The 25406-nt window shown below is 54.6% G+C and carries 18 protein-coding genes; 5 read left to right on the forward strand and 13 right to left on the reverse strand.

What is annotated here, in order from left to right:
* Nucleotides 1-53 precede the first annotated feature (53 nt).
* The 9 genes from pheA to GRX64_RS03510 form a co-directional block, all read right to left on the reverse strand.
* Nucleotides 54-1151 (reverse strand): prephenate dehydratase, encoded by a 1098-nt coding sequence (gene pheA, locus GRX64_RS03470; RefSeq protein ID WP_166263789.1) that lies wholly within the window; start codon nucleotides 1149-1151, stop codon nucleotides 54-56.
* A 2-nt stretch (nucleotides 1152-1153) separates the two neighbouring features.
* Entirely contained in the window at nucleotides 1154-2236 is a 1083-nt protein-coding gene (serC, locus tag GRX64_RS03475; RefSeq protein WP_166263790.1) for a 3-phosphoserine/phosphohydroxythreonine transaminase, read from the reverse strand.
* 93 nt (nucleotides 2237-2329) lie between these two features.
* Nucleotides 2330-4981 carry a DNA gyrase subunit A gene (gene gyrA / locus GRX64_RS03480; protein ID WP_166263791.1) on the reverse strand — a complete coding sequence of 884 codons (2652 nt, stop codon included), beginning with the start codon at nucleotides 4979-4981 and terminating at the stop codon, nucleotides 2330-2332.
* 222 nt (nucleotides 4982-5203) lie between these two features.
* Entirely contained in the window at nucleotides 5204-6058 is an 855-nt protein-coding gene (purU, locus tag GRX64_RS03485) for a formyltetrahydrofolate deformylase (protein ID WP_166263792.1), read from the reverse strand.
* 157 nt (nucleotides 6059-6215) lie between these two features.
* The gene (locus GRX64_RS03490) at nucleotides 6216-8999 is read right to left on the reverse strand and encodes an aminotransferase class I/II-fold pyridoxal phosphate-dependent enzyme (RefSeq protein ID WP_166263793.1); all 2784 of its coding nucleotides are present in this window, start codon (nucleotides 8997-8999) and stop codon (nucleotides 6216-6218) included.
* A 104-nt stretch (nucleotides 9000-9103) separates the two neighbouring features.
* Nucleotides 9104-10108: a C45 family autoproteolytic acyltransferase/hydrolase gene (locus GRX64_RS03495; protein ID WP_166263794.1), complete on the reverse strand. Its 1005-nt coding sequence runs from the start codon at nucleotides 10106-10108 to the stop codon at nucleotides 9104-9106.
* 68 nt (nucleotides 10109-10176) lie between these two features.
* A complete protein-coding gene (locus tag GRX64_RS03500; RefSeq protein WP_166263795.1) occupies nucleotides 10177-11643 on the reverse strand; it encodes a biotin carboxylase in 1467 nt (488 codons plus the stop codon).
* A 186-nt stretch (nucleotides 11644-11829) separates the two neighbouring features.
* Complete coding sequence (locus tag GRX64_RS03505) at nucleotides 11830-12705, reverse strand: carbon-nitrogen hydrolase family protein (protein ID WP_166263796.1); 876 nt, start codon at nucleotides 12703-12705, stop codon at nucleotides 11830-11832.
* A 211-nt stretch (nucleotides 12706-12916) separates the two neighbouring features.
* A complete protein-coding gene (locus tag GRX64_RS03510; protein WP_166263797.1) occupies nucleotides 12917-13255 on the reverse strand; it encodes a 4a-hydroxytetrahydrobiopterin dehydratase in 339 nt (112 codons plus the stop codon).
* A gap of 157 nt (nucleotides 13256-13412) precedes the next feature.
* On the opposite strand from GRX64_RS03510, the gene imuA reads away from it, so the two are divergent.
* From imuA to GRX64_RS03525, 3 genes are read left to right on the forward strand one after another with little or no spacing between them, the layout of a single operon-like run.
* Nucleotides 13413-14117: a translesion DNA synthesis-associated protein ImuA gene (gene imuA / locus GRX64_RS03515; RefSeq protein WP_166263798.1), complete on the forward strand. Its 705-nt coding sequence runs from the start codon at nucleotides 13413-13415 to the stop codon at nucleotides 14115-14117.
* Nucleotides 14118-14119: 2 nt separating this feature from the next.
* Nucleotides 14120-15538 carry a Y-family DNA polymerase gene (locus GRX64_RS03520; RefSeq protein WP_166263799.1) on the forward strand — a complete coding sequence of 473 codons (1419 nt, stop codon included), beginning with the start codon at nucleotides 14120-14122 and terminating at the stop codon, nucleotides 15536-15538.
* Between the two features lie 7 nt (nucleotides 15539-15545).
* The gene (locus tag GRX64_RS03525) at nucleotides 15546-18653 is read left to right on the forward strand and encodes an error-prone DNA polymerase (RefSeq protein WP_166263800.1); all 3108 of its coding nucleotides are present in this window, start codon (nucleotides 15546-15548) and stop codon (nucleotides 18651-18653) included.
* 256 nt (nucleotides 18654-18909) lie between these two features.
* On the opposite strand, the gene GRX64_RS03530 is transcribed toward GRX64_RS03525, so the two are convergent.
* The 4 genes from GRX64_RS03530 to dbpA form a co-directional block, all read right to left on the reverse strand.
* Nucleotides 18910-20232, reverse strand: coding sequence for a sodium ion-translocating decarboxylase subunit beta (locus tag GRX64_RS03530; protein WP_166263801.1), 1323 nt, complete (start codon nucleotides 20230-20232; stop codon nucleotides 18910-18912).
* Nucleotides 20233-20245: 13 nt separating this feature from the next.
* Nucleotides 20246-22036 (reverse strand): sodium-extruding oxaloacetate decarboxylase subunit alpha, encoded by a 1791-nt coding sequence (oadA, locus tag GRX64_RS03535; protein WP_166263802.1) that lies wholly within the window; start codon nucleotides 22034-22036, stop codon nucleotides 20246-20248.
* A gap of 42 nt (nucleotides 22037-22078) precedes the next feature.
* A complete protein-coding gene (locus GRX64_RS03540; RefSeq protein WP_166263803.1) occupies nucleotides 22079-22330 on the reverse strand; it encodes an OadG family protein in 252 nt (83 codons plus the stop codon).
* A gap of 194 nt (nucleotides 22331-22524) precedes the next feature.
* Nucleotides 22525-23898, reverse strand: a complete 1374-nt coding sequence (gene dbpA / locus GRX64_RS03545; protein ID WP_166263804.1) for an ATP-dependent RNA helicase DbpA — start codon at nucleotides 23896-23898, stop codon at nucleotides 22525-22527.
* Between the two features lie 107 nt (nucleotides 23899-24005).
* On the opposite strand from dbpA, the gene GRX64_RS03550 reads away from it, so the two are divergent.
* On the forward strand, nucleotides 24006-24542 hold the full coding sequence (locus GRX64_RS03550; RefSeq protein ID WP_166263805.1) for a DUF2058 domain-containing protein: 537 nt from the start codon (nucleotides 24006-24008) through the stop codon (nucleotides 24540-24542).
* 116 nt (nucleotides 24543-24658) lie between these two features.
* Nucleotides 24659-25171 (forward strand): CHRD domain-containing protein, encoded by a 513-nt coding sequence (locus GRX64_RS03555; protein WP_235937500.1) that lies wholly within the window; start codon nucleotides 24659-24661, stop codon nucleotides 25169-25171.
* The last annotated feature ends 235 nt before the right edge of the window (nucleotides 25172-25406 follow it).

Genomic DNA, 25406 nt, shown 5'->3' on the forward strand with positions numbered 1-25406 from the left:
CCGTCGTTGGTCCACCAACCGTTCTAAGAGTTTGACCTGAGAATTATGACCCGTTAGAGCACGCCAACGGGGTAGGAACCCAGCCGTTTTAACTCAACAGCCTCTTCATCAATTTCAGCAAGCACCTTACTCACTTTCGGATCATCCATGTGTCCCTCGAAATCGATGTAAAAAACATACGCCCACGTACCACTTGGCGATGGCCGGGTTTCGATCCGGGTCAGGCTCAGGCCATGGCGGTGAAACGGCTCAAGCAGTTGGTACAAAGCGCCAGGTTTGTTGCGCATGGACACAAGAATGGACGATTTGTCGTGCCCGCTGACACTGACCGCCTCACGGCCAATAATGAGAAAGCGCGTGGTGTTGTCGGGCCGATCCTCGATACTGTTGGCCAGCTTCTGCAGACCATACAGTTCTTCGGCCATGTCACCTGCGATGGCGGCAGTACCAGGCTCTTCCGCCGCACGGCGTGCAGCTTCGGCATTACTGCTGACAGCAACCCGCTCAATGCCATAGCGATGGGCGTCCAGCCATTGACGGCACTGCGCAAACGACTGCTGGTGCGAATAAATGCGGGAAATAGCCTGTTCATCCGTACCGGGTGCGCACAACAGATGATGGTGAATACGCAACTGGACTTCACCGCAGATTTTCAACGGGGAGGACATGAACATATCCAGGGTATGGTTGATCATACCTTCGGTCGAGTTCTCCACCGGCACCACACCGTAGTGCGCGGCGCCTGATTCAACTTCTCGAAAAACGGCGTCAATAGCCGGCAGTGGCACGCTCACCACGGAGTGACCAAAGTGCTTCAGTGCTGCAGACTGGGTAAAGGTGCCTGCCGGGCCCAAAAATGCAATGTGCATGGGCTTTTCCAACGACAGGCAGGCCGACATCACTTCCCGAAACAACCGTGCCATCTCTTCACCGGAAAGCGGTCCCGGGTTCTGCTCCTTGATACGGCGCAACACCTGGGCTTCACGCTCGGGACGATAGAAAAATACGTCTTCGCCTGGGTGTGCAGCCGTTTTCACGGCGGCCACTTCCTGAGCGCACCGGGCCCGGGCGCTGATAAGATCCATAATCTGGCGATCGAGTTGGTCGATTTCCTCTCGCAACTCGCTTAGCCGAGTCTGCTCATCAGTCATGGTCAAGCCCGCTCCCTCTCGAACACGGTCATATAATCAATCAATGCGTCCACACCCGCCTCGGGCATCGCGTTGTAGATGCTGGCTCTCATACCGCCAACCGATCGATGGCCCTTCAGGTTCAGTAACTGCCGCTGCTCGGCGCCATCCAGGAAGGCACGATTCAACCCCTCGTCCGCCAGCGTGAACGGCACGTTCATCCAGGACCGGAATCTCGGAGTAATGGGGTTGGCGTAAAAGGCGCTTTGATCAATATAGCCGTAAAGCTTTTCGGCCTTACGCGCATTGATCCTGCCAATCGATTCCACGCCACCCTGGCTTTTAAGCCACTGAAAAACCAATCCGGCCAGATACCATGAGTATGTGGACGGCGTGTTATACATCGAACCATTATCGGCGGTGACTTTGTAATCCATCATGGTTGGAATGTCTTTGCGGGCATGACCCAGCAAATCTTTGCGGACCACCACCACAACCAAACCTGACGGCCCGATATTTTTCTGGGCACCGGCGTAAATGACGCCAAACCTGGACACATCCAGCGGACGCGACAGGATCGTCGATGACATGTCCGCTACCAACGGCACGGAGCCGGCATCAGGCACGAAATCAAATTCCAGACCACCGATGGTTTCATTCGGGGTGTAATGCAGGTAGGCCGCGGTCGGGTCGCACTGCCAGTCGGAGGGGTCAGGAATTGTGGTAAAGCCATTGCCTTCGCTACTGGCGACAACATTTACATTGGCGTATCGGCTCGCCTCTGCAATGGCTTTTTTTGACCATATACCGGTATTAACATAATCCGCTGAGGATCTATCGCCCAACAGGTTCAGCGGTATGGTCGCAAATTGACTGCTGGCACCGCCCTGCATGAAGAGCACGGCGTAGTCGTCTGGCACGCCCGCAAGCTCACGGAAATCTTGCTCAGCCGTTTCGGCGATTTCAACAAACTCGTCGCTACGGTGACTCATTTCCATCACCGACATGCCTGTCCCACGCCAATCCAGCATTTCATCACGTGCCTGCTGAAGTACGCTCTCCGGCAGAATTGCCGGACCTGCACAAAAATTATACGCCCTGGTCATTCCACCTGATCTCTTGTGATTGCCCTTCTATCTGGCACCCACTCTGCCCGCCACTCGCGAGGGGCAGAGGAATACCGAACGCCGATGACTGGCTTATTCTTCGCCAGTGTCTCCGGCCACGTCGCTACTGCCGTCGCCTTCGCCCCGACCTTCATCGGCAGCGTCCAGCCCGGCAACATCGACATCACCAACATCGACGTCTTCATCCGAGTCACCGGAGTCCGCGATGCGCTCGACACCGACCAGACGTTCATCTTCCTGGCTCAGTTTAATCAGTCGCACGCCCTGCGTGTTGCGGCTCAATATCGATACCTCATCGGTCCGGGTACGAACCAGCGTACCCTTGTCCGAGATCAGCATCATCTCATCGCCATCAAACATTTGCAGCGCAGTCACCAGATTCCCGTTCCGGTCGGAGCACTGCATGGCAATAACACCCTGACTGCCACGGCCGTAGGTCGGAAACTCATCAAACTGGGTTCGTTTGCCATAACCATTTTCACTGGCGACCAACAGCACACCCTCTTCTTGCGGGATGATAAGCGACACCACCCGATGCCCTTCCGGCATCCGAATGCCCCGAACACCACGAGCCGTCCGGCTGAGGGGGCGGATAGCATCTTCGCTAAAGCGTACGGCTTTGCCGGCGGTGGAGAACAGCATAACCTCGGCATCACCCTCGGTGATGGCGGCACCGATCAGGGTGTCGCCCTCATCAAGCGACAAGGCAATCAAACCACTACTTCTTGGACGTGAGAAGTTGGGCAACGGTGTTTTCTTAACAATACCGGCTGACGTGGCCATCAATACAAAATGACCTTCCGGATAATCTCGAACCGGCAGGAACGTTGTCACGCGCTCGCCTTCTTCCAATGGCAGGATATTGACCATTGGACGTCCGCGGGAAGCTCTGCTGGCCCTGGGGATTTCAAATACCCGCAACCAATAGACCTTGCCACGGCTGGTAAAACACAAAATGGTGTCGTGCGAATTGGCTACCAACAGTTTTTCAATGAAGTCTTCTTCTTTCATCGACGTTGAGGCCTTACCCCGGCCACCCCGGCGCTGAGACTGATAGTCCTCGATAGCCTGGGTTTTAGCATACCCACCGTGAGATATGGTCACCACCAGATCTTCTTCGTCGATAAGGTCGGCAATCGTCAAATCGCGCTTGGAGCTGGTAATCTCCGTACGACGCTCATCGCCATATTCTTCGACGACGGCTTGCAGTTCATCACGAATTACCTGAAGCAGTCGCTCTGGATCGCCCAGAATGTCGAGAAGATCTGCAATTTTCTCAACAATATCCCGGTATTCGTTTTGAAGCTTTTCTGTCTCCAGGCCGGTCAGACGGTGCAAACGCAGATCCAGAATCGCTTGCGCCTGCTCGGGGGACAGATAGTAAAGACCATCACGAAGACCGTAAATTTCAGGCAGGTCATCGGGACGACAGGCGTCTTCACCCGCTTTTTCCAGCATGGCCATCACGCCACCGGAGGACCAGCCTTGAGCGATTAATTTCTCTTTCGCTTCGGCAGACGACGGCGACTGTTTGATCAGGTCAATAATTTCATCAATGTTCGCCAGCGCAACGGACAAACCTTCAAGGATATGGCCCCGCTCGCGCGCCTTTCGCAGTTCAAAAATGGTTCTGCGCGTCACTACTTCCCGACGGTGACGGACAAAGGCATCCAACATTTCCTTCAGGTTCAGTATCCGGGGCTCGCCATCGATCAGGGCGACCATGTTGATACCAAATACCGTCTGCAGCTGGGTATGGGCAAACATGTTGTTGATGATGACGTCCGGGTTTTCACCCCGACGCAGCTCAATGACTACCCGGATACCTTCTTTGTTAGACTCGTCGCGGAGCTCGGTGATGCCCTCAAGCCGCTTTTCTTTTACCAACTCGGCAATTTTTTCGATCAACCGGGATTTATTCAGCTGATAAGGCAGCTCGGTAATGATGATGGCATCACGGCCGGTCTTATTGTCGTGCTCAATTTCATGACGGGCACGAATATAGATACGGCCCCGACCCGTACGATAGGCTTCAACAATGCCCGCGCGACCGTTAATGATGCCCTCGGTTGGGAAATCCGGCCCCGGGATATATTCCATCAGCTCGTCGATTGTCATGTCGGGATTGTCGATCAACGCCAGACAGCCGCTCACGATCTCGGTCAGGTTATGGGGCGGAATATTCGTTGCCATCCCCACCGCGATACCGGACGAGCCGTTAACCAGCAGGTTGGGTACGCGCGTTGGCATCACTTCCGGAATCTGTTCTGTGCCGTCGTAGTTAGGCACAAAATCGACGGTTTCTTTTTCCAGATCCGCCAACAGGGAATGCGCGATCTTCTTCATGCGAATTTCGGTGTATCGCATGGCGGCGGCGTTATCGCCGTCGATGGAACCGAAGTTACCCTGGCCATCCACCAGCGGGTAGCGCAGTGAAAATGGCTGAGCCATACGGACAATGGTGTCGTAGACAGCCGAGTCGCCGTGTGGGTGATATTTACCGATAACGTCGCCTACGACACGCGCGGATTTTTTGTAGGCTTTGTTCCAGTCATTATTGAGCTCGGACATTGCAAACAGGACGCGACGGTGAACCGGCTTAAGGCCGTCCCGCACATCCGGCAGTGCCCGCCCGACGATAACGCTCATGGCGTAGTCGAGGTAGGACTGTTTAAGCTCGTCTTCAATATTTACCGGCAGGATCTCTTTGGCTAATTCACCCATCGAGAAAGGTTCCTTTGCGTTTGCTGGAAGTCGTCGTTTTTATCGAGCAGTCAGGCCGCTCACTTACTGTACAGGCGGGACAAGCGGTGTCGGAACGCTTCCTGAATTCAGGTAAAAAGAGTTCCGGCACGACCTCTTACGCCGGCCATTAACAAGTGGACAATACTACCACAATCGGAGCAGTAAAGTGTGGCTTTGGAAACGGCAAACAATGCACGGGAATCACCCGAATACCACCGTCTTATTTTCATAGGTGATAACCCGGTCTTCGATGTGGGCCCGCAGTCCACGTGCCAGCACATTTTTTTCAACGTCCTTACCCAGTCGAACCATGTCTTCGATGGAATCGCTGTGATTTACCCGGATAACGTCCTGTTCAATAATCGGGCCTTCGTCCAGATCCTGCGTCACATAGTGACAGGTTGCCCCGATCAGCTTTACACCACGGCTGTAAGCCTGATGGTAAGGCCGGGCGCCGGCAAACGAGGGCAAAAAGCTGTGATGAATATTAATGACCCTTCCAGAGTAGCGCTCACACAGTTCTGGCGGCAGTATCTGCATATACCGGGCCAGTACGATGACATCCGTGTCATAGCCATCGATCAGGGCGCCAATTTCAGCAAACGCGGCTTCGCGAGTGTCTTTCGACACTGGAACGTGGTGGTAGGGAATATGGTGCCAATCTACCATGCGCCGTAGATCATCATGATTCGAGATGACCGCGACAATTTCAGTATTAAGTTCTTTGCTGTGCCAGCGATGCAGCAAGTCCGCGACGCAGTGGGATTCCTTGCTGCACATCAACACCACGCGCTTCGGTTTGGCCGAGTCCGCCACATGCCAGCTCATATCGAACTCACGGGCAATAGGTTCAAACGCGGCCCGAAACTGGTCAAGCCCGAACGGGATTGAGCTGGCTTTGATTTCATGACGCATGAAGAACCAGCCTGCGGGGCTGTCCGAGTGATGACTTGCCTCAGTAATCCAGCCGTTATAGGTGGTCAGGAAATTACTGACTTTGGCGACGATTCCGACCCGGTCAGGGCAGGAAATAACCAGCCGATAGGTATGCTCCATGGAGACTTTGCCCTCTTGCACTGAAAAAAGGCCCAGCCTGTTTGATGCCGGCGCCGAAAACGGCGGACATAATAGCGTATCTTGATACCCGTTACGACGTGGCGAGTGACTTCACAGAGCCACTCGCCCGCGTTTTACAGAGGTCGGGCTTAGCCCCTCAGTCGATACATTCGCCGGTTGCCTTCAGGGCGTCCTCTGTAAAGACCAGCAGGCCCAACTCGGGGCGGTAACCATGAATTTCGGTTACGTCGAGTGCTTGCAGGAAATCAAGGATTTCGTCACTCACCACCTGGCCAGGCACCAGCACCGGAAAGCCTGGAGGGTAAGGAATAACAAAGCTGGCCGAAACCGCATCACGGCCTTGCTCCATTTGCCCTTGCAGCTCCTCGTTATCAAACCTCAGGTATTCGGTGTTGTCCTCGTCGTAGCTCAAAAAGTACGCCCGGCGAATATCGCCTGCCATGGAGTTCGGATGCGGCCGGAAAGCTTCATGAAACCGGCTAAAGTCTGGCAGCGGCGGTAAATCCTGAGTAAGCGACTTAACATGGTGTTCGATAATCTTACGCTCCGGTCGACTGCTTTCCTCCCAGCGGCGGTCAAAGCTTTTAGCAAGCTTGATCAGAACGTCCAGCAAATACGCGATGGACCCTCGGGTGGTGCCAATATTGGTCATGAACAAAACAGTATTGCGCGAAGTCTTGTTGATCTGAATGCCATACTGATTCATCAGATATTCGTTCTTGAAAGTATCGCCATCAATCCCGGTTTTACCGATCGCCATGGTGATTCGGCTTGGGTCAATGACGAATTCATCATGGGCCCAGGCCTCCTCCATTTTATTCCAGCCACTGACCGGATCGTAAAAAGTGTCCACTCCGGATTGCCGATATTCAATCGGAATCATGTCCTTATTGACCAATACCTCAAAATATTTCATCAAAAGCGGGTTGGTGTAGAGCTGTTCCCGAAGCGACAAGGCAGCCTCGACTTGCGCATGGACCAACTCGAAACCTTCCATCTCGGCCTGCATACGCCCCACGTCCAGGGACGCCACAATCTGATAATTTGGCGATGTTGAGGTGTGGGTCATATAGGCTTCGTGGAAAGGCGCCTCAACCTTCTGACGGAAATCCTGATCATAGACATGGATCATCGACCCCTGCCGCAGCGATGTCAGCGTCTTGTGGGTGGAATGAGTGGCGTAAACGCGCACACGCTGGGTTTCCGGATCGGGCAACAACGGATTATCCAGCCAGGTGGCGTCGTCATCCGGGTCCAGTTGATCAAATGCCTCTTTCCAGGCTGCGTACTCTTTCTGGTAAGCCTCTGTCCGGTAGCGATCCCGTAAGGTGCGGGCCGCATGCATGGCCGTGCGCGGTCGATAGGTCGGGTTAAAGGTCGCAAAGGCAAACCAGGCCTCATCCCACAAAAACACCAGGTCTGGTTTAATCGCGAGGCACTCTTCCATAACTCGACGAACGTTATAGACCACGCCATCGAACGTGCAATTGGTCAGCAGCAGCATTTTCACTTTATCAAGCTGCCCGCTTCGCTTCAGCTTGAGCAGTGCTTTCTTGATCTCCCGCAGCGGCACCGCGCCATACATGGAGTAGTCATTGAGCGGGTAAGAATCCAGATAGACCACATGGGCGCCCGCCAAGACCATGCCGTAGTGATGGGATTTATGGCAGTCACGGTCGACGAGCACGATGTCGTGAGGCTTAACCAGCGCCTGCAAGACGATTTTATTGGCCGTCGAGGTCCCGTTCGTCACAAAAAAGCTCTGCCTTGAGCCAAACGCCCGCGCCGCGTATTCCTGAGCTTTCTTGATGGGCCCATAGGGCTGCAACAAGGAGTCCAGACCACCGGAGGTTGCCGAGGTTTCAGCCAGAAATATGTTGATGCCGTAAAAATCAATCATGTGACCCGCCCAATGGGAGCGCGTGACTGACTTACCTCTGGAAATAGGCATGGCATGGAACACACCCGTCGGCTTACGACTGTATTCGCGGAGGGCATCAAAAAACGGGGTCCGATAGCGGTTCTCGATGGCCCGCATAATCGTGTGGTGTTGCTCGATATAATCCGTTTCCCGGTAAAAAATACGATTGAAGTGGCGGATGTCACGGCTCGCCGTCACCTCAACATCACCGCTGGTGACCAGGAACTGGTCGATTTCAGGACGGATTTCGCGAATCATGGAGCCCAGCAGCAAACTCCGCTCCGCCTCGCTTTTGTCTCCCATCTCAATTTCGGACAGGCCCTCCAGATAGTTACGGAGGGCGCTTAAGTTGTATTTTGACTTGTAGGGAAACTCGTAACGAATCAGGCAGGCCTGAATATTGGGGTTCACCAGAATGGCGATCAGGGCGTCCTCAAAACTCCGGACCGTCACCACGTCATAAATAAATTTGTCTTCCGGGCGTCGCAAACTGTGGAAGGCTTCCCGAACCACCTCTTCTTCCTGCAACGACATAGCATCAACGATCAGCAGTTCAAAGTAAGGCTGAGAGGAACTGTTGGACGCCGGGTGGCCGCGTCGCAACTGAGCCAAGGCATCCAGCGCCTCCATGTCTTCAGATTCTGTGTCGTTACCGCTCAGGTCGACGTGACGGCGACGGTAGGACTCACTGATTAACGCTCGGACAAGGCGCTTAACCACCTTCTCGAGGAGCAAATATTCACCACCATCAAACAAGGCCCAGACGTGATGAAAATCCTCTTTCGAAGGGAAAGCGTGGTAGTCCTCTATGATTTCAAGGCGTGTCAGCTTGATATCCACGGATTTGACCAGGGTACGGATTTTACTTTCATCCGTGGTCTTAACCAGGCGCCCCAAATCACGCTTCAAAGCGTTCCAGGTATCCGCTCGCAGCTGGGAAATTTTGTGGTAAAAACCCAGCGCGGTGTATGCCGTATCTGATTCCGTAATTTCGCTCATTGTTTTATTACCCACCATTCCGAAATCTTTGACGGAGCCGGTGACCAAGACTGACACGCAGGCAATGATCCCAGCGAAGTAGTAGTTCTATCCAGCGGCCAAGGTCATTTCACTTTGTCAGCATAGCTGGTGTAACGAATATCCATCGCGGTCTCTTCAAAATGGTCAAAAGACACATCCAGTGTATGATCCGCCCAATGGTACTGAGCCCGACCTTCATTAGGATGATAGACCGCTGTGTAAATCGTGCCCAATCCACGCTTGTAATCGCTTCGAAACAGGGGGGGCGAGAAAAATGCCGAGACCAGCCGATCCTCCGTGGTTTCTTCGTCATCAATCAGGATCGACAGCTGTCGTTCCCGAATAATGGTCTCCGATGCCAAGGCGTGAGCGTACCATTCAATTTTCTTCTGATGATTGGTTGCAACAGGAATGCGCTTGATCGTGGCGGGCCGGTCCGGCCCAATCATTGCTGTCACATAACGACCCAGGGAGTCGTTGACAGTGATGTTGTAGGCCATATGCGTTGGCACTCGCGCCAGCACCTCGGAGGCCTCGTGAGTGGTTTCACAGAACTCAAGAATGTAGCGCAGGATAATGGGCGCACCAAAGCCATCACCCACGGCTTTACGGCCACCAAAGGCGAGTGACACGGACAGACCGACGTCGTTGATGCCATCAAGCACGCCCCAAAGACAGTCAGACATCGCAATAACCCGGCGGCCATTCCAGCAAGTCGACAGAATGGTGCCCTCGCACAGTTCCGGCGGATAATCGTAGTTGCGCACCAACACATTGCTCCGCGCGTTGGCCATAACGGCCTGGGAACACCCGGTAATGTAAGGAGGCGGCCGGTACAGACTGAGCATGCGTGAGGCGATATCACCACCACCGGCCAGGCCACACAACCGCTGATAGGTTGGAACCAACTCCGGCATGTGCGTGCGCAGCGCGTTGTAGCAGGCCAGATAGCTAGGCCGCTCGCGCTCAGTTTCCGACAGGTACCAACGCTCGTAGGCAGACCAGTGCAAATCGAACAGGCCACGCCACTTCTCACCCGGTTCCGGCTCATGGACCGTCTGAAATACAAGACGTTTTTGTTTTTGCATGCCAACGGCCTCTTCAGGCCTCGCCTGGGGTGCGGCCTCCGCCGCAGCACCCATCACAAAGCCATTGCTCACAAGATCTTGAAGTTGCCGCCGCCAATGGCGTGATTAACCGCCACTGCCTCCACGGCTGGATCCTGCAAAGTCTGACCGCTGAACTGGCCGCGAATGCCATCAATCCATGCCTTGGCTCTTGGCGTAAGGTTGAAATCGTCGTCCATCAGGCGACCACGGGTAATCAGAATGCCCAGATCGGCTCCTTCATACCTGAAATCACCCACCCCACTGATGCGCATAAAGAAAGCTTCTTGTTCACTCTCGGCGGCATGGGGGTGATAACTGTAATGGTCATAACTGATGCTGCCATCGCTGGCCATTTTCCAAACCCCCGACTGTGGCGCCTGGGTAAGTAAATCCACCGACTCATCGGTGTGTTTGATAACAAGCTGGCTCCAGCTATCAATACTTTCGGGGTGAGACCAGCGCTTGTTCAGCTCTTCAATATCAATGTCAAAATCCTGATCCGAGAATTCCAGCAAGTGGAACAGGAACAAAGGCACATCGGCATGTGCGAACGCCGCCACGTTGGTCAGTGAGCTGGCACCCGTTACGCGGGGGTTCAGTTCCCCAAGATAGACTTCGTCGGAATCGGTATCGATCAGGAAGTCGAGTTCGAAATAGCCTCGATAGCCCTCTTCTCGTAACGCCTCACCGTACTTGAAGGTATATTCCCGGGCCTTGTCCCGAACTTCTTGCGTAAAGGCGCCCGCAAACATCTCATTGCCACACCAGCCGCCCTTGTAGGGGGTTAATGTCTTGAAACCCACCAACTCCGTCATTAACGGCCCCACCACTGTGCCACAGCGAGTGGTGCAGGCCTCAATGGCAGAACCACGGCAATTGATGCGCTTCATGATCTTGACTTCAGGCTCGGCTTCAATTTCTTCGGCGTATTTGTAGTATTCGTCTTCGTTGGAGACAAAGTATGTGGTGTGTCCCGAGTCACCAAAGGCCGACTGGATCACCAGATCGTTTGTTCCCAGCGGCTTACTGACTTCAACCAGGTGATCGTAATTGTCCACTTTGGACAGTACATTCGGCACACTCGGCACACCCACCTTGTTACCGATCCGCACCGTTTCAATCTTGTTATCCATTCTCGAGCGCAACTTGGCGGGCGGAAAAGCCACGCGCAGACCAAGCTGCTCACAGATCTCTTCCGTGTGTTCGTCAAACATCAGGAACGCCGCAGTGCCCTTGCCGCCCCGGGACTGCAGATAATCAATGACTTCCTTGTGTTCAAGCAGGTAATTATTGATGTCCTCAATGCTTTCGAAATCGCGAGGAAACTTCTCTTTCGGGACAAACACGTTCTTCTGTTTGCCATCAAAGCAGTTGATGTAGTTAATGTGGCGAAAGTTGCCCACCCAGTCGCCTATCCCTAGCAAATTGAAGTTTGTTGCCGAGATGAAGTAAACCGGTTCTTTGTTGTTGTGAAAGTAACGACGAATATCGGAAATGCTTTTTATTGTGCTCATCTCATTCACTCCTTTAGTGCGGCTATCCTGCCCAGCTTCATTCTCGGGTTCTGATTTACCTGCTGCCGGGTGTTGCCCGGCATCAGGCATAAGCCAATCGGCAATTCGCTGCCGCAGTATTTGTAGCAGATTGCGCATCATGCTCTACTCCGCTTTGCCCGCGACAATGGAATTGCCTGGCGATTGTTACTGTTGGGATTCCGTGGTGTCATACCTTATCGGTTTAGCCAACGGACCCAGGCTGTCAAGGAAAGGACTTGAGCCGTTCTCGCTGCGATACAACGAGAAATCCACATCACGATCCCGGAAACTCTTCAGCGGTTGTCCCAGGCCGCGCAAACCGCGTTCCCTTTCGCGGCGCACCCGCTGCATATCAATTTCAATGGGCACCACCTCATCACCAATACCCGATTGGTGCAAGACGTCCCCGGAAGGTCCGACCACTATCGAGCGGCCATTTCCCATGGCACCGGCACCATTGATGTCAAAGAAATAGCACTGATTGATCGCCGCGTTGGTTCGCGCGATGGACAGTTCAATATCCCGGTCAATGGTATCCGTCATTGTGGGATGCAAAATCACTTCTGCTCCCATGGCCGCCAGTGTGCGCGTCGTTTCAGGGAACCACATGTCGTAACAGATGGACACGCCAAAACGTCCGATTTCAGGCACATCGAAAACTACAAACTCAGAGCCACCTTCAACCCCCTGCTCATAAGGCCGGAAGGGAAACATTTTGCGGTAACGGCAAACCACATGACCCTGAGGGTTTATCACACTCAACGTGTTGTAGATCTTGTCGTCAATACGCTCAAACATGGAACCGGGAATCAGCCAGATCCCATGCTGCAGTGCCAATTCACAGAACAGATTCTCTTTGCTGCTAGGCATTGGTTCAGCATGGTGGGGAGACGAGCCAGTGGCTACCAACTCACTGAACATCACCATCTGTACCTGTGGAAAACGGGACATCAAAAGTTCGATACGATGACGCATGGACTCAGTGTTGTCGCCGTGATGCAGGGCATGCATCTGCACCCCTGCTATCGTGAAATAGGACATTGCTTTCCTCTGTAGAGTGAAACGTCAATTAGAGTGTCTTTATTTTGAAAAACACACACAACACTTTTCACCAAATTATTTAATTCTGCTACGCATTGCAGCATGTACAAGACTAAGCCAAATCATTCAGCCTGTCGAAGCTGCAGAGGAAAATACTGATGTTCAGTGCGATCTTATTCGACGACATGAAGGCATCGGTGAACCCACACCATCACTCATATAGCTGATCTGTCCGAGCCGCCATCACGAAATCGTTTTTGTGCAACCCTCCAATTTTATGAGTCCACCAGTTGACGGTCACTTTGCCATACTCCACCAGTATGGCCGGGTGGTGGCCTTCCGATTCAGCGAGTTGTCCCACCTTATTGGCAAACGCCAAAGCTACGGCGAAATTTTTAAAGGTGTACACCCGTTCCAGCTGTTGTTCACCCTTATGCTCGGTAATGGCCCAACCAGGTAGTTGTGGCAGCCATTCATTCTGCTCACTGTCTGACACTTTTGGCGCACCAGCCCGGCAGGCTTCACAGGCTAGTTCTGATAGCTTGTCCATCCTCAGAGATCTCCGTTTATGTAGTGATCAAATCAGCCTGAACCACACCACAAACCGAATCAAGTCTTACCGGAAAATAGTCTCCACTGCCGCCATTGAAATTCGATTGATCTCGATATACTGTATATTTAAACAGTATTAAGGGAGCGCCAATGCCATGAAAGAACTACTCGATACTCTCCTACAGGATGCCCGCGTCTGGCAGGCTCGACACCACACCCCAGCCAGCGGACACATGGAGTTAACGGGACATGCACCCCTGGATCATCAACTGAAGGGGATCGGCTGGCCGATCGGCGCGTTGACTGAATGTTTCCTGGAGGCTGCGGGTATCGGTGAACTGCAATTGTTGCTGCCTCTGATTCGACGCCAGTCTAAGAAGGATAAGTTCGTATTTTGGCTAAACCCGCCACACACGCCTTACGCCCCGGCTCTGGCTCGCGAAGGCGTTCAACTGTCGCAAATCGTCACCCTGCAGACCCAACGGACCGCTGACACCCTGTGGGCACTTGAAAACTGCCTGCGGTCACCTGCCACCGGACTGGTAATGGCGTGGTGCGGATACCTTCAACCAAGGGATATACGCAAACTTCAATTGGCCGCCGAGGCCGGCGGTGGGTTGTGCGTTCTGTTCCGTAACCCACAAGCCGCCCGCAACAGCTCTGCCGCCGCGCTGCGGTTGGAGTTGTCCCCCTCCCGTGACCGACAGTTGAGCATCCGGATTCTGAAGTGCCGGGGCGGCGGGTCCGTGGGCGACTGCACGCTGCCCCTGGCTGATCGGGCGCCGACCCAGGAGGCCAGCCTGAACTGTGTGGTGAAGGGCCCATGGCCTGAGCCCCCTATCCCCAAACACGCGCCCTGATCATGCTCTGGCTTTATATCCATTTTCCAAATCTGTTGCTGGAATGCGTTAGCCGCGATACCAATGATCAGCGTCCTCTGGTGATATCAGAGGGCTGGCAAGGTAACGTATACCAGGCAAGCCCCAAAGCACAGCAGGGTGGCGTGCGCCCGGGTATGCGGCTTAAAACCGCAGTCAACCTTGTGCCAGAACTGGCAATCATCGAGATGGATGCCTTGTTTGAACAACAAGCGCTTGAGGCACAGGCACGCTGGCTATATCGGCAAGCCGCCCATATCAGTCTGCATCCTCCCAGTGGTTTATTGGCCGAGGTCACTAGCCTAAAACGACTTCATGGCGGCCTCCGGCCCCTATGGCAAAGGCTGGAGCATGAAATCAGGCGCCGGGCGCTCACGGGACAGATCGCAACGGGACTTACACCGGGCGCGGCCCAGTGCCTGGCTCAAACCAATGCCGGCACATGCACGGAGGACGCCGACATTCTTACCCGGAACATGCAAGCCCTGGGCATTGAAATGGCCGGATTATCCGCAAAAGCCACCAACCGGTTAGCCAAGTTGGGCTTGCTCACCCTCGGCGATGTTTTCAAGCTCTCCAGCCATGACATCGCCCGACGACTGGAACCTGAAACCCTTCATCGCCTGCAACAAATACAGGGAACACGCCCTGACCTCCAAACTTACTGGCAGCCACCCCATCGCTTTTATCAGCGCATAGACTTTGCCTACGATATAGAGCACAGCACTGGCCTGTTATTTCCACTTCAACGGGCACTGGCAGAGCTGGAAGCCGACTTGCAATGGCGACAACAGGATACCGACCACCTGAACCTGTCCTTCCACCACCGCAATCGTGCGGATACTTCCCTGGCTCTCCGCACCGCAGGCCCTGAGCACCGCAGCACTGAGTTTCTGGCGCTGGCCAGAATACGGCTCGAGCAATTAAATCTGGACGCCCCCACTCAGGCAATGACACTGACGGTCAGCCGCTTTATACCCCGCCAACACACGACAGCAGTTGATCTTCTTGGTTCTGGCCCCTGCCCTGACGAGGCTTGGCAGTCACTCATCAGCCGTCTCCAGGCAAGACTCGGCGAACAGGCCATCCGCACCCTGACGTGTTATCCAGACCATCGCCCTGAAAAGGCCTGGGCACCACGGACACTCGAAAGAACCGCCAAACCTGACGTTATCAATGGTTCTGACCTGCCCCATCGTCCGCTCTGGCTGCTTCGCTCGCCCCAGACTCTTCATAGCCCTCCCCGTGTCTGGCTGTCAGGACCGGAGCGCATCAGTGGAGGCTGGTGGGATGGTGAGCGGGTACAGCGCGATTACTACATTGCCCTACTGCCATCGGGTCAATTGGCCTGGTTGTTTCGAGATGCGGGCGGTGGCTGGTTTATCCACGGCTGGTTCGGTTAGCACCAACATGTCCTACGCCGAACTGTATTGCCATAGTAACTTCACCTTCCTGACCGGCGCCTCACACCCGCAAGAGCTGGCTGAACGGGCCATGGAGTTAGGCTACCGGGCTCTGGCCATCACCGATACCTGTTCGGTTGCGGGGATTCCCCGAGCCTGGGCGGCGCTGAAAGACAGCTCAGTAAAACTGATTACCGGCAGCCACTTTCAGATTCGCCAGCACCCTGACAGCATGACTGCCGACATTGTTCTGCTCGCCCGTGACCGCGTCGGTTACGGGCAGCTTTGCCGGTTGATCACCACTGCCAGGCGACGCGCGCCCAAGGGGCAATACCTGCTGACGGCAGAAGACCTGAGCCTTCACGACCTGAGTCACTGCCTCTGCCTCTGGGCTCCGCGCTGTTTATACCGACACGCTTGCGAAACGGCTCATGCCTGCGGCCAGTGGCTGAAACATCACTTTGACGGTCGGTTATGGCTGGCTGCCCATCGCGCCCTGGAGGATCGCGAAGAAGACCATCTCCAGCAGCTTCAAACGCTGGCCAGCAGCCTCAACTGTCCGATTACCGCGGTCGGTCATGTCCACACCCATCGCCGTGACCGTCAACCCATGCAGGATGTACTGACCGCCATCAGGCATGGCTGCTCCGTGGAAATGGCAGGCAAGCACCTGTTTCAGAATGGCGAGCGGCACCTCAGGCCCCTGCCCGTACTCGAACGCCTATACCCCAGGGGCTGGCTGTCGGAATCTGTTGTCATAGCCGACCTCTGCTCTTTTGAACCCGGCTCACTGCGCTACGAATACCCCCCGGATCTGGTACCCGACGGCGTGAGTCCCGCCGTCCATTTGCTACAACTGACCCAAACAGGCGAGCAAAGACGCTTCCCCGATGGCACCCCTAAACCGATTCGAGCACTCATACAGAAAGAGCTGGCACTGATTTCGGAGATGCATTACGAACATTACTTCCTGACGATCCACGACATCGTCAATTTTGCACGCCAACAGGGCATCCTCTGTCAGGGCCGCGGTTCGGCCGCGAACTCGGCGGTTTGCTATTGCCTGGGTATTACCGAGGTAGACCCACGCAAAGTCGAACTGCTGTTTGAGCGGTTTATCTCCAAAGACCGGAACGAGCCACCCGACATTGACGTGGATTTCGAACATGAGCGCCGGGAAGAAGTCATTCAATACATTTATCGACGCTACTCCCGGGAACGTGCCGCGTTGGCGGCGACGGTCATACGTTACCGTCCACGCAGCGCTATCCGGGACGTTGGTAAAGCCCTGGGCTTTGATCCTGTGCTGATCGAGCAACTATTGAACGGCATTGACTGGCGCGACCGAGAGACCGACTGGCGTCAGCAGATACTCGACAAAAAACTGACGCGCAAGGCCCGGGTGGCGAATCAGTTTTTTACCCTGGTCAATACCTTACTGGGGTTTCCCAGACACCTGTCCCAGCATGTCGGTGGTTTCGTCATCAGCGCCGGACCGCTCGCCGAGTTAGTCCCGGTGGAAAACGCCGCCATGCAAGACCGCACCGTCATCCAGTGGGACAAGGATGACCTGGAGAGCCTGGGGTTGATGAAAGTGGATGTGCTGGCCCTGGGCATGTTGTCCGCCATTCGTAAAGCGCTAGACCTGATCAGTGCCGAAAAAGGCCACCGCTTCAGTATGCAGGATGTACCCACAGAAGATCCCTTGGTCTATAAAATGTTGCAGGCGGGCGACAGCGTTGGGGTATTTCAGGTCGAATCCCGAGCTCAGATCAATATGCTGCCGCGCCTGAAACCGGAGACCTATTACGACCTGGTGATTGAAGTTGCTATTGTGCGGCCAGGGCCGATCCAAGGCGATATGGTGCACCCCTATTTACGCCGAAAGCATGGTCTGGAGCCGGTCAGCTATCCCAGCGACGCCATCCGAGGTGTCCTTGAGCGGACACTCGGGGTTCCGATTTTCCAGGAGCAGGTCATCAAACTGGCCATGGTTGCGGCCGGGTTCAGTGCTGGTGAAGCGGACCAATTGCGCCGTGCCATGGCGGCCTGGAAGGCTCATGGGGACATGTCGCCCTTTCGGGACAAACTGGTTCACGGCATGCTGGATAGGGGTCATGATGCTGACTTTGCGGAACGACTTTACAAGCAAATCTGCGGTTTCGGTGGCTATGGGTTTCCCGAATCCCATGCCGCCAGCTTTGCCTTACTGGTTTATGTGTCGGCATGGATCAAGCGTCATCATGCCCCGGCTTTTTATTGCGCCCTACTGAACAGTCAGCCCATGGGTTTTTATTCGCCCTCCCAATTACTGCAGGACGCCAAACGGCATCATGTCTTTGTGCTGGCACCGGATATCAATCACAGTCACTGGGATCACACCCTGGAGCAACCGGGTGGAGCATTGCGACTGGGCCTTCGCCTGCTTCGAGGCTTGTCAAAACAGGCCGGCCAACAAGTTGTTACTCGGCGGCCCAGCGGAGGTTACCGCAGTCTGTCTGAACTTCGTCAAATCACCGGCCTGCCCCCCCGCGACCTTGAAATCTTAGCCGGCGCCAACGCCCTGAACTGCCTGGACCTTGACCGGCGCCAGGCCTACTGGCAACTGCTAGGCCACCAGACACCTGCAGCTCTGTTTATCAACGACCACCCGCACGAGTATGAAACTGACCCTCGCGTACCACTACCGGCGCTCACCGAAGGCCAAAGCGCCCTCGAAGATTATGCCTCCCAAGGCCTGACGCTGGGCCGGCACCCGGTCGACATATTGAGAAGCCAAGGCCACTTTCAGCGCTGCGTAAGCGCACAGGATCTGCTTGAAGCCGAATCCGGCCGACCGGTTCAGGTGGTGGGCCTGGTCACCGGCAGACAACGACCCGGGTCGGCGTCGGGTGTTACCTTTGTGACCCTGGAAGATGAAACCGGAAATATCAATGTCGTGGTCTGGCTGGATACCGCCCGCCGTCAGCGACAGCCACTGCTAACGGCGCAATTGCTGCATGTGAAAGGCATTCTTGAACGCGATGGCGGCATTGCCCATGTGATGGCGGGCAAACTTTCGGATTTAAGCCACTTGATCCGTAACCTGAAAGTGCCTTCAAGGGACTTTCATTAACCCATAAATGCGCACCTCGGGTGCGTGTTAAGGCATCGATTTTGTGGGCTGTCTCCGAAGATTGCTGCTACAAAAAACCCTTTGACGGCAGAGGGCGACACTCCGGATGAACCTAGCCGTGTTTTCCGCTCAGGCGCTATATACAAAAAAGCCCCCGTGGACGAATCCACGGGGGCTTTTCTAATCACGTCAGTACTGTTAGCACTACTCATCAATACCACTGCCAGTACTACGGGCTACTGGTATGGCCCCAGCCTTAACCCAGCAGTTTGATCATCACACCAGCGGCGACCGCCGAGCCGATAACACCGGCTACGTTCGGCCCCATGGCGTGCATCAGCAGGAAGTTCTGGGGGTTAGCGTCCAGACCGACCTTGTTGGAGACTCGGGCTGCCATAGGCACTGCTGACACACCGGCCGAACCAATCAATGGATTGATCTGCTCTTTGCTGAAAACATTCAGCAACTTCGCCATCAGAACACCGCACGCCGTACCCACACAAAACGCTGCCATACCCAAGAGCAGGATACCCAGCGTTTGCAAGTCCAGGAACTTGTCTGCCCCCAGCTTGGAGCCAACGGACAGCCCCAGGAAGATGGTGACAATGTTGATCAGGGCATTCTGGGAGGTATCACTCAGACGCTCAACCACACCACATTCACGCATCAAATTACCGAAGCAGAACATACCAAGCAGCGGCGCTGCATCGGGTAGAAACAACACAACCGCCATCAACACCACCAACGGAAAGACAATTTTCTCTTTCTTGCTGACGGCGCGGAGCTGGGACATCTTGATGGCCCGCTCTTTCTGTGAGGTCAGTGCCTTCATAATCGGAGGCTGGATCATTGGCACCAAGGCCATGTAGGAATAAGCCGCCACCGCAATCGCACCCAGCAGGTGTGGTGCCAGGATACTGGACACATAGATTGAGGTCGGACCGTCCGCACCACCAATAATACCAATGGCTGCAGCTTCCATAATGGTGAAATCCATCACGCCGGTCATATCGAGCAGGGCCGCACCAATCACGGTGCCAAAGATACCGAACTGCGCAGCCGCGCCGAGAAGCAAAGTCTTGGGATTTGACAGCAATGGTCCGAAGTCGGTCATCGCACCCACACCCATAAAGATGACCAGGGGCGCTACCCCGCTGGCGATGGATACGCTGTAGAAGTTGTACAGCATGCCATTGGTGTAACCCAGTGTCTGGGCCAACACATTGACTTGCTGAACCACATCGTAGCTTCCCAGCTTGTAGGCATGCTTGAAAGCGTCCAGGACTTCCGGCGTAACCGACTGACCCGCTTGATACGACACATCCAGAATGCCGGCCAATGCTGCCAACACTTCGGGCTTGGCAAAGTGGATCGCATTTTCAGCAGCCGAAAGCGCAAGGCCGGCTTCCGGAATATTCGCGAGAATGCCGCCAAAACCAATCGGCACCAGCAGCAATGGCTCAAACCCCTTGCGAATAGCAAGGAACAACAGCAACAGGCCGACGCAGATCATAAAGAACTGGCCGCCCGAAAGATTGAACAGGCCACTACCCGTCCACAACGTCAATAATTTATCCATGGAATGCTGGCCCTTATGCGATTGTCAGCATTTCATCATCAACGGCAACCGCATCGCCGACCTTGATGAAGACTTCTCCGACCGTACCGGCTTTTGGCGCACGGACTTCGGTTTCCATTTTCATGGCTTCGAGGATGATCAGTACATCGCCCTCTTCAACGATATCGCCAGGCGACACCTCCACCCTGAAAATATTACCGCCCAATGGTGCCAAAACCGGCTCGCCATCGCCGGCAGGAGCAGGAGCAGCAAGTGCGGTCGCACCCCCAGCACTTCCTTTGGACTCAATGGCGCTGATCTCACCGCCTTCGGTGACTGCAACCACGTATTCTTTGTTACTGACGGTCACGGTATAGGTCTCAGGCCCACCTTTCTTGGCAGGCACGGAACCTGCGACCGCATCTTCAGCTGTCGGCACCGGCTCGAACGCATCCGGGTTACCACGGTTTTCAAGAAACTTGAGACCAATCTGTGGAAACAGGGCATAAGTGAGCACATCGTCCACTTCCTGGTCCGCCAGTTTGATGTTCTTCTCACCCGCCAGTTTTTTGAGCTCGGTGGTCAGCTTGTCCATTTCTGCTTCAATGAGGTCGGCCGGACGACAGGTCACCGGCTTCTTGCCATCAAGAACGCGTTCTTGCAGCTCTTTATTGAAGTCGGCAGGCGCCGAACCGTATTCGCCCTTCAGGACGGCGGCGGTTTCCTTGGAGATCGACTTATAGCGTTCGCCGGTCAGAACGTTCAAGACCGCCTGGGTGCCAACAATCTGCGACGTTGGCGTCACAAGTGGAATAAAACCAAGATCTTCACGCACCTTCGGGATTTCAGCCAGAACCTGGTCGAACTTATCCGCGGCGTTCTGCTCCCTCAGCTGGCTTTCCATATTGGTCAGCATGCCGCCGGGCACCTGAGCCGTCAGGATGCGGGAATCGACACCACGCAAGCTGCCTTCAAACTTGGCGTATTTCTTACGAACTTCGCGGAAATAGCCGGCTATGTCTTCCAGCAGGTTAAGGTCCAGCCCGGTATCCCGATCAGTACCTTCCAGAATGGCAACCACAGACTCGGTGGGTGAGTGACCGTAGGTCATACTCATGGAAGAAATCGCGGTATCAACGTTATCAATACCCGCTTCAGCGGCCTTGAGTGCTGTCGCAGTCGACATGCCGGTAGTGGCGTGACACTGCATATGAACCGGCACTTTCAGTTCTTTTTTGAGACGTGTTACCAAATCAAAGGCAACGTAAGGCTTAAGCAGGCCAGCCATATCCTTGATGGCAATGGAATCGGCGCCCATCGATTCAATGGTTTTCGCCAACTCGACCCACATTTCGACAGTGTGTACCGGGCTCACGGTGTAGGAAATTGTGCCCTGGGCATGTTTGCCTGTCTTCTTGACGGCTTTGATCGCCGTATCCAGGTTACGCGGGTCATTCATCGCGTCGAAAATACGAAACACATCCACGCCGTTTTCAGCGGCACGATGGACAAAGCGCTCAACCACATCGTCTGCGTAATGCCGATAGCCCAGCAGGTTTTGGCCGCGAAGAAGCATTTGCTGCGGCGTGTTTGGCATTGCCTTCTTTAATTGGCGAATGCGATCCCATGGATCCTCGCCCAAATACCGGATGCAGGAGTCAAATGTGGCACCACCCCAGGATTCCAGTGACCAGAAACCGACTTGATCGAGTTTCTCTGCAATGGGGAGCATGTCGTCCAGGCGCATGCGCGTGGCCAGGAGGGATTGGTGTGCGTCACGTAAAATGACGTCCGTTATCCCTAATGGTTTCTTTGTGTCTGTCATCGTGTCAGCCTTCTGTTAAAAGGTTCTATTTCGTGTGCCGGATCACTTCTTGTGGCGCGACCGGTATTGTGCAATTGCCTTTTTAATGGCTTCAGCTGTACCAGGGTCGACTGGCGTAGGTGCTGATGATCTTGCACGCGTTGTACGTGCCGGGATTACCGGCTCCGGCGAGGAATACCGGGAAATGAGTTTTGACATAATCAGCGTGGCGAACACGAGGATTATCAGGAAGGAGAATACAAACCCCATACCTGCAATCATCAGATCGACCGCCTGTGACATCAGCTCATTCATAAATGGGCTACCTTGACTAGTTGTTTGATTTTCCCCGGTTCGTCGGGCTTGCAAATCAAGACCCAGACCGATTCGGGGGGCAAAATCCTGCGTAATTTACCGTCTTACGCATTTATGAGCAACCAAATCAATTGATATAGATCGCACCATAAACCGTCAGAAGTCTCAATTCTGTGTTATGTCCGCCAACATTTTTACACCATTCGTACTCTGAATTTTCGGCCTTTAATCTTCCCGGCCTCAAGTCGCTTCAGGGCCTGCTTGGCCACATCCCGGTTGATGGCAACGAAACATTGAAACTCGAACAGATCAATCTTGCCAACGGCTGCGCCATCAAGCCCCGCATCGCCGGTCAATGCGCCGAGTATATCCCCGGGCCTGACTTTGTCTTTTCTGCCGCCCGCTATGCATAAAGTTCTCTTGGCCGGCTGAACCGGGCGATCCGTCACCCCGAGTAACTGACCGGTATCGCCCCACACCAGGGCATTCACGCCGACACTCTCCAATCGATTGACCCGATGGCCCTGGGCCGGTGTACAGAATGTGACCGCCTTACCCTTCTCGCCGGCACGCCCGGTGCGCCCAACACGATGGGTATGAATTTCAGAATCCCGCGCTGGCTCAACATTGACCACCAAGGGCAACGATTTGATGTCCAGCCCCCTGGCAGCCACATCGGTCGCGATCAGTATCGCGCAGCTTTGATTGGCAAACTGCGCCAGCACCGCATCCCGATCTTTCTGGTCCAGATCACCGTGCAAAGCCAGCGCACTGAACCCTCGATCGTTGAGTGCGCCGGCAATGTCATCGCACTGCTGTTTGGTGGTGCAGAAAGCAATACAGGACGCGGGCTGATGCTCAGATAGAAGAGCCGCCAATGCGTCTGTTTGTTGTCCGGGCTGGAGTTCAAAAAACATTTCGTCGATGTCAGGGGCGGACTCGGAGTCAGAAACCCGGACATCGACCGGGTCATTCTGGAAGGCTTCGCTCAGGCTACGAATCGCCGACGGCCAGGTTGCCGAGAACAACAGCGTTTGTCGCTGCGAAGGGAGCTGCGACAAAATGTCGTTAATGGATTCGCTGAACCCCATGTCCAGCATCCGGTCCGCCTCGTCCAGAACCAGGGTTTTCAGTTTGTCCAACACCAGCGTGCCCTTGCGCAAATGGTCTTGTACCCGCCCCGGAGTGCCCACAACCAAGTGCGCACCATGACTCAACGAACCAATTTGAGGACCGATCGCAACCCCGCCGCACAAGGTGATAATTTTGACATTGTCACGCGCACGGGCAAGTTCTCGCAGAGCCTTGGCGACCTGGTCAGCCAACTCCCGTGTTGGGCATAGCACAAGCCCCTGAACCGCAAAGTGCCGCACATTCAGCCGCTCAATCAGCCCAATACCGAAAGCCGCCGTTTTACCACTGCCGGTTTTGGCCATTGCGATCACATCGTCACCGGCCAATACGGGCGGAATACTGGCGCCCTGCACCGCTGTCGGTTGCTGATAACCAAGTCGGCCAAGATTGGTGAGCATGGCGGGCGAAAGCCCTAATTCATTGAAAGACGGCATAGCGAATCCTGAACAATTAAGCGGCTGGTCCCGAATGGGACAATCTGTGCGTATACTACCTCATCACAGCGATAGCCGTCTGGCATAAGAGGAGAAAGCGAACCATTATGGCGTCACTACAGGATCAATTGATGAAAGCGGGCCTGGCCGATGAGAAAAAAGCCAACGCCATCAAGAAAGAGAAGCACAAGCAGCGGAAACAGCAGCCCAAAGGGACCGTTCAACCCAACGAAACCCAGATACGGGCCCAGCAGTCTCGTGCCGAGAAGGCAGACAGGGATCGAAAATTAAATCTTGAACGTCAACAAGCGGCCGAACGCAAAGCCGTGCAAGCCCAGATACGCCAGTTGGTTCAGACCAATCGCCTTGATCGAAGGGGTGGCGAGACCGCCTACCAGTTCGTGCACGATAAAAAAATAAAAAAAATATATGTTGATGAAACCATGCTGGACCAACTCTCGAGGGGTCGCCTGGCGGTGGTTTACATCAACGAAGCCTATGAACTGGTTGCCGAAGGCGTTGCACGCAAGATCATGGACCGCGACCCCACTGCAGTCCTCGTTTTACATGAGCGTCAGAAAGACGATGAAGCCACAGATGATCCTTACGCTGACTACGAAATCCCCGACGACCTTATGTGGTGATCTGCAGCTTTCAAACAAATAGAGATTGGCAAGTGCATCCAAACGCGTTTGTGACGAGTAATGGTATTGAGGGTGGCGAGCAAGCATCCCAATAACCATTACTTGGAGAACACAGCATGAATGCACGACAGATCAAGTCTTTTCTGATGGCTACCACTACCGGACTCGCACTGGGTCTTTCAGCACTGGCGCAAGCAGGACACACCAATCACGTTTTGACCGTGCCTTTATCCGGTGGCGATATGGTGGGTTCCGCAGGCGACATGGATGGCAGTGGCTACGGCTTTGTTTTTGGCGTCGACAATGATCCCAAAACCCTGTGTTACGTCATCAAGGTTGAAGGCATTCAAATGGTACCGGTTAAAAAGGGCATGGCGGCCCATATCCACGAAGCCGCCATGGGTAAGAATGGCGCTCCCGTGGCCGCTTTGGCCGGGCCAGAAGACGGTGATGCGGCCGATTGCCTGACAGAAGGTGAAAAAGGCAAATTCCCTACCGGCGAAGCAGGCATCGTCAAGCGTATCCTTGAGAATCCGTCCGACTTCTACATCAATATCCACAACCCTGATTTTCCGAACGGTGCCATTCGAGGCCAGCTTCAGGGCGCCCACTCAATGGGCAAGATGTAAATCCCGTATGGCGCTAAGTAAACCCCGCCTCGTGCGGGGTTTTTATTGCCTGTAAACAAAAAACCCCGCTCAAGGCGGGGTCTTTTGTTTGAATAGGGTGCGGCTGGGAGGATTATTCGGGCTTACGCCCTCACCCCTCCGGAGTCGCCGTCGCTTCGCTCCCGCGTTCCTCCACAGGCTTCGCCTGCTCCGGTCGAACCTCTTTCGGTTCAAATCCTCTCTGACTCCGTGGTAT

It is taken from the genome of Marinobacter caseinilyticus (assembly GCF_011074955.1).
Taxonomy (GTDB): Bacteria; Pseudomonadota; Gammaproteobacteria; order Pseudomonadales; family Oleiphilaceae; genus Marinobacter; species Marinobacter caseinilyticus.

What these genes read in the sequence shown, in the direction of transcription:
- pheA (WP_166263789.1), bottom strand. Translation starts at nt 1,151, where the DNA reads ATGACTGATGAGCAGACTCGGCTAAGCGAGTTGCGAGAGGAAATCGAC.
- serC (WP_166263790.1), bottom strand. Translation starts at nt 2,236, where the DNA reads ATGACCAGGGCGTATAATTTTTGTGCAGGTCCGGCAATTCTGCCGGAG.
- gyrA (WP_166263791.1), bottom strand. Translation starts at nt 4,981, where the DNA reads ATGGGTGAATTAGCCAAAGAGATCCTGCCGGTAAATATTGAAGACGAG.
- purU (WP_166263792.1), bottom strand. Translation starts at nt 6,058, where the DNA reads ATGGAGCATACCTATCGGCTGGTTATTTCCTGCCCTGACCGGGTCGGA.
- GRX64_RS03490 (WP_166263793.1), bottom strand. Translation starts at nt 8,999, where the DNA reads ATGAGCGAAATTACGGAATCAGATACGGCATACACCGCGCTGGGTTTT.
- GRX64_RS03495 (WP_166263794.1), bottom strand. Translation starts at nt 10,108, where the DNA reads ATGCAAAAACAAAAACGTCTTGTATTTCAGACGGTCCATGAGCCGGAA.
- GRX64_RS03500 (WP_166263795.1), bottom strand. Translation starts at nt 11,643, where the DNA reads ATGAGCACAATAAAAAGCATTTCCGATATTCGTCGTTACTTTCACAAC.
- GRX64_RS03505 (WP_166263796.1), bottom strand. Translation starts at nt 12,705, where the DNA reads ATGTCCTATTTCACGATAGCAGGGGTGCAGATGCATGCCCTGCATCAC.
- GRX64_RS03510 (WP_166263797.1), bottom strand. Translation starts at nt 13,255, where the DNA reads ATGGACAAGCTATCAGAACTAGCCTGTGAAGCCTGCCGGGCTGGTGCG.
- imuA (WP_166263798.1), top strand. Translation starts at nt 13,413, where the DNA reads ATGAAAGAACTACTCGATACTCTCCTACAGGATGCCCGCGTCTGGCAG.
- GRX64_RS03520 (WP_166263799.1), top strand. Translation starts at nt 14,120, where the DNA reads ATGCTCTGGCTTTATATCCATTTTCCAAATCTGTTGCTGGAATGCGTT.
- GRX64_RS03525 (WP_166263800.1), top strand. Translation starts at nt 15,546, where the DNA reads ATGTCCTACGCCGAACTGTATTGCCATAGTAACTTCACCTTCCTGACC.
- GRX64_RS03530 (WP_166263801.1), bottom strand. Translation starts at nt 20,232, where the DNA reads ATGGATAAATTATTGACGTTGTGGACGGGTAGTGGCCTGTTCAATCTT.
- oadA (WP_166263802.1), bottom strand. Translation starts at nt 22,036, where the DNA reads ATGACAGACACAAAGAAACCATTAGGGATAACGGACGTCATTTTACGT.
- GRX64_RS03540 (WP_166263803.1), bottom strand. Translation starts at nt 22,330, where the DNA reads ATGAATGAGCTGATGTCACAGGCGGTCGATCTGATGATTGCAGGTATG.
- dbpA (WP_166263804.1), bottom strand. Translation starts at nt 23,898, where the DNA reads ATGCCGTCTTTCAATGAATTAGGGCTTTCGCCCGCCATGCTCACCAAT.
- GRX64_RS03550 (WP_166263805.1), top strand. Translation starts at nt 24,006, where the DNA reads ATGGCGTCACTACAGGATCAATTGATGAAAGCGGGCCTGGCCGATGAG.
- GRX64_RS03555 (WP_235937500.1), top strand. Translation starts at nt 24,659, where the DNA reads ATGAATGCACGACAGATCAAGTCTTTTCTGATGGCTACCACTACCGGA.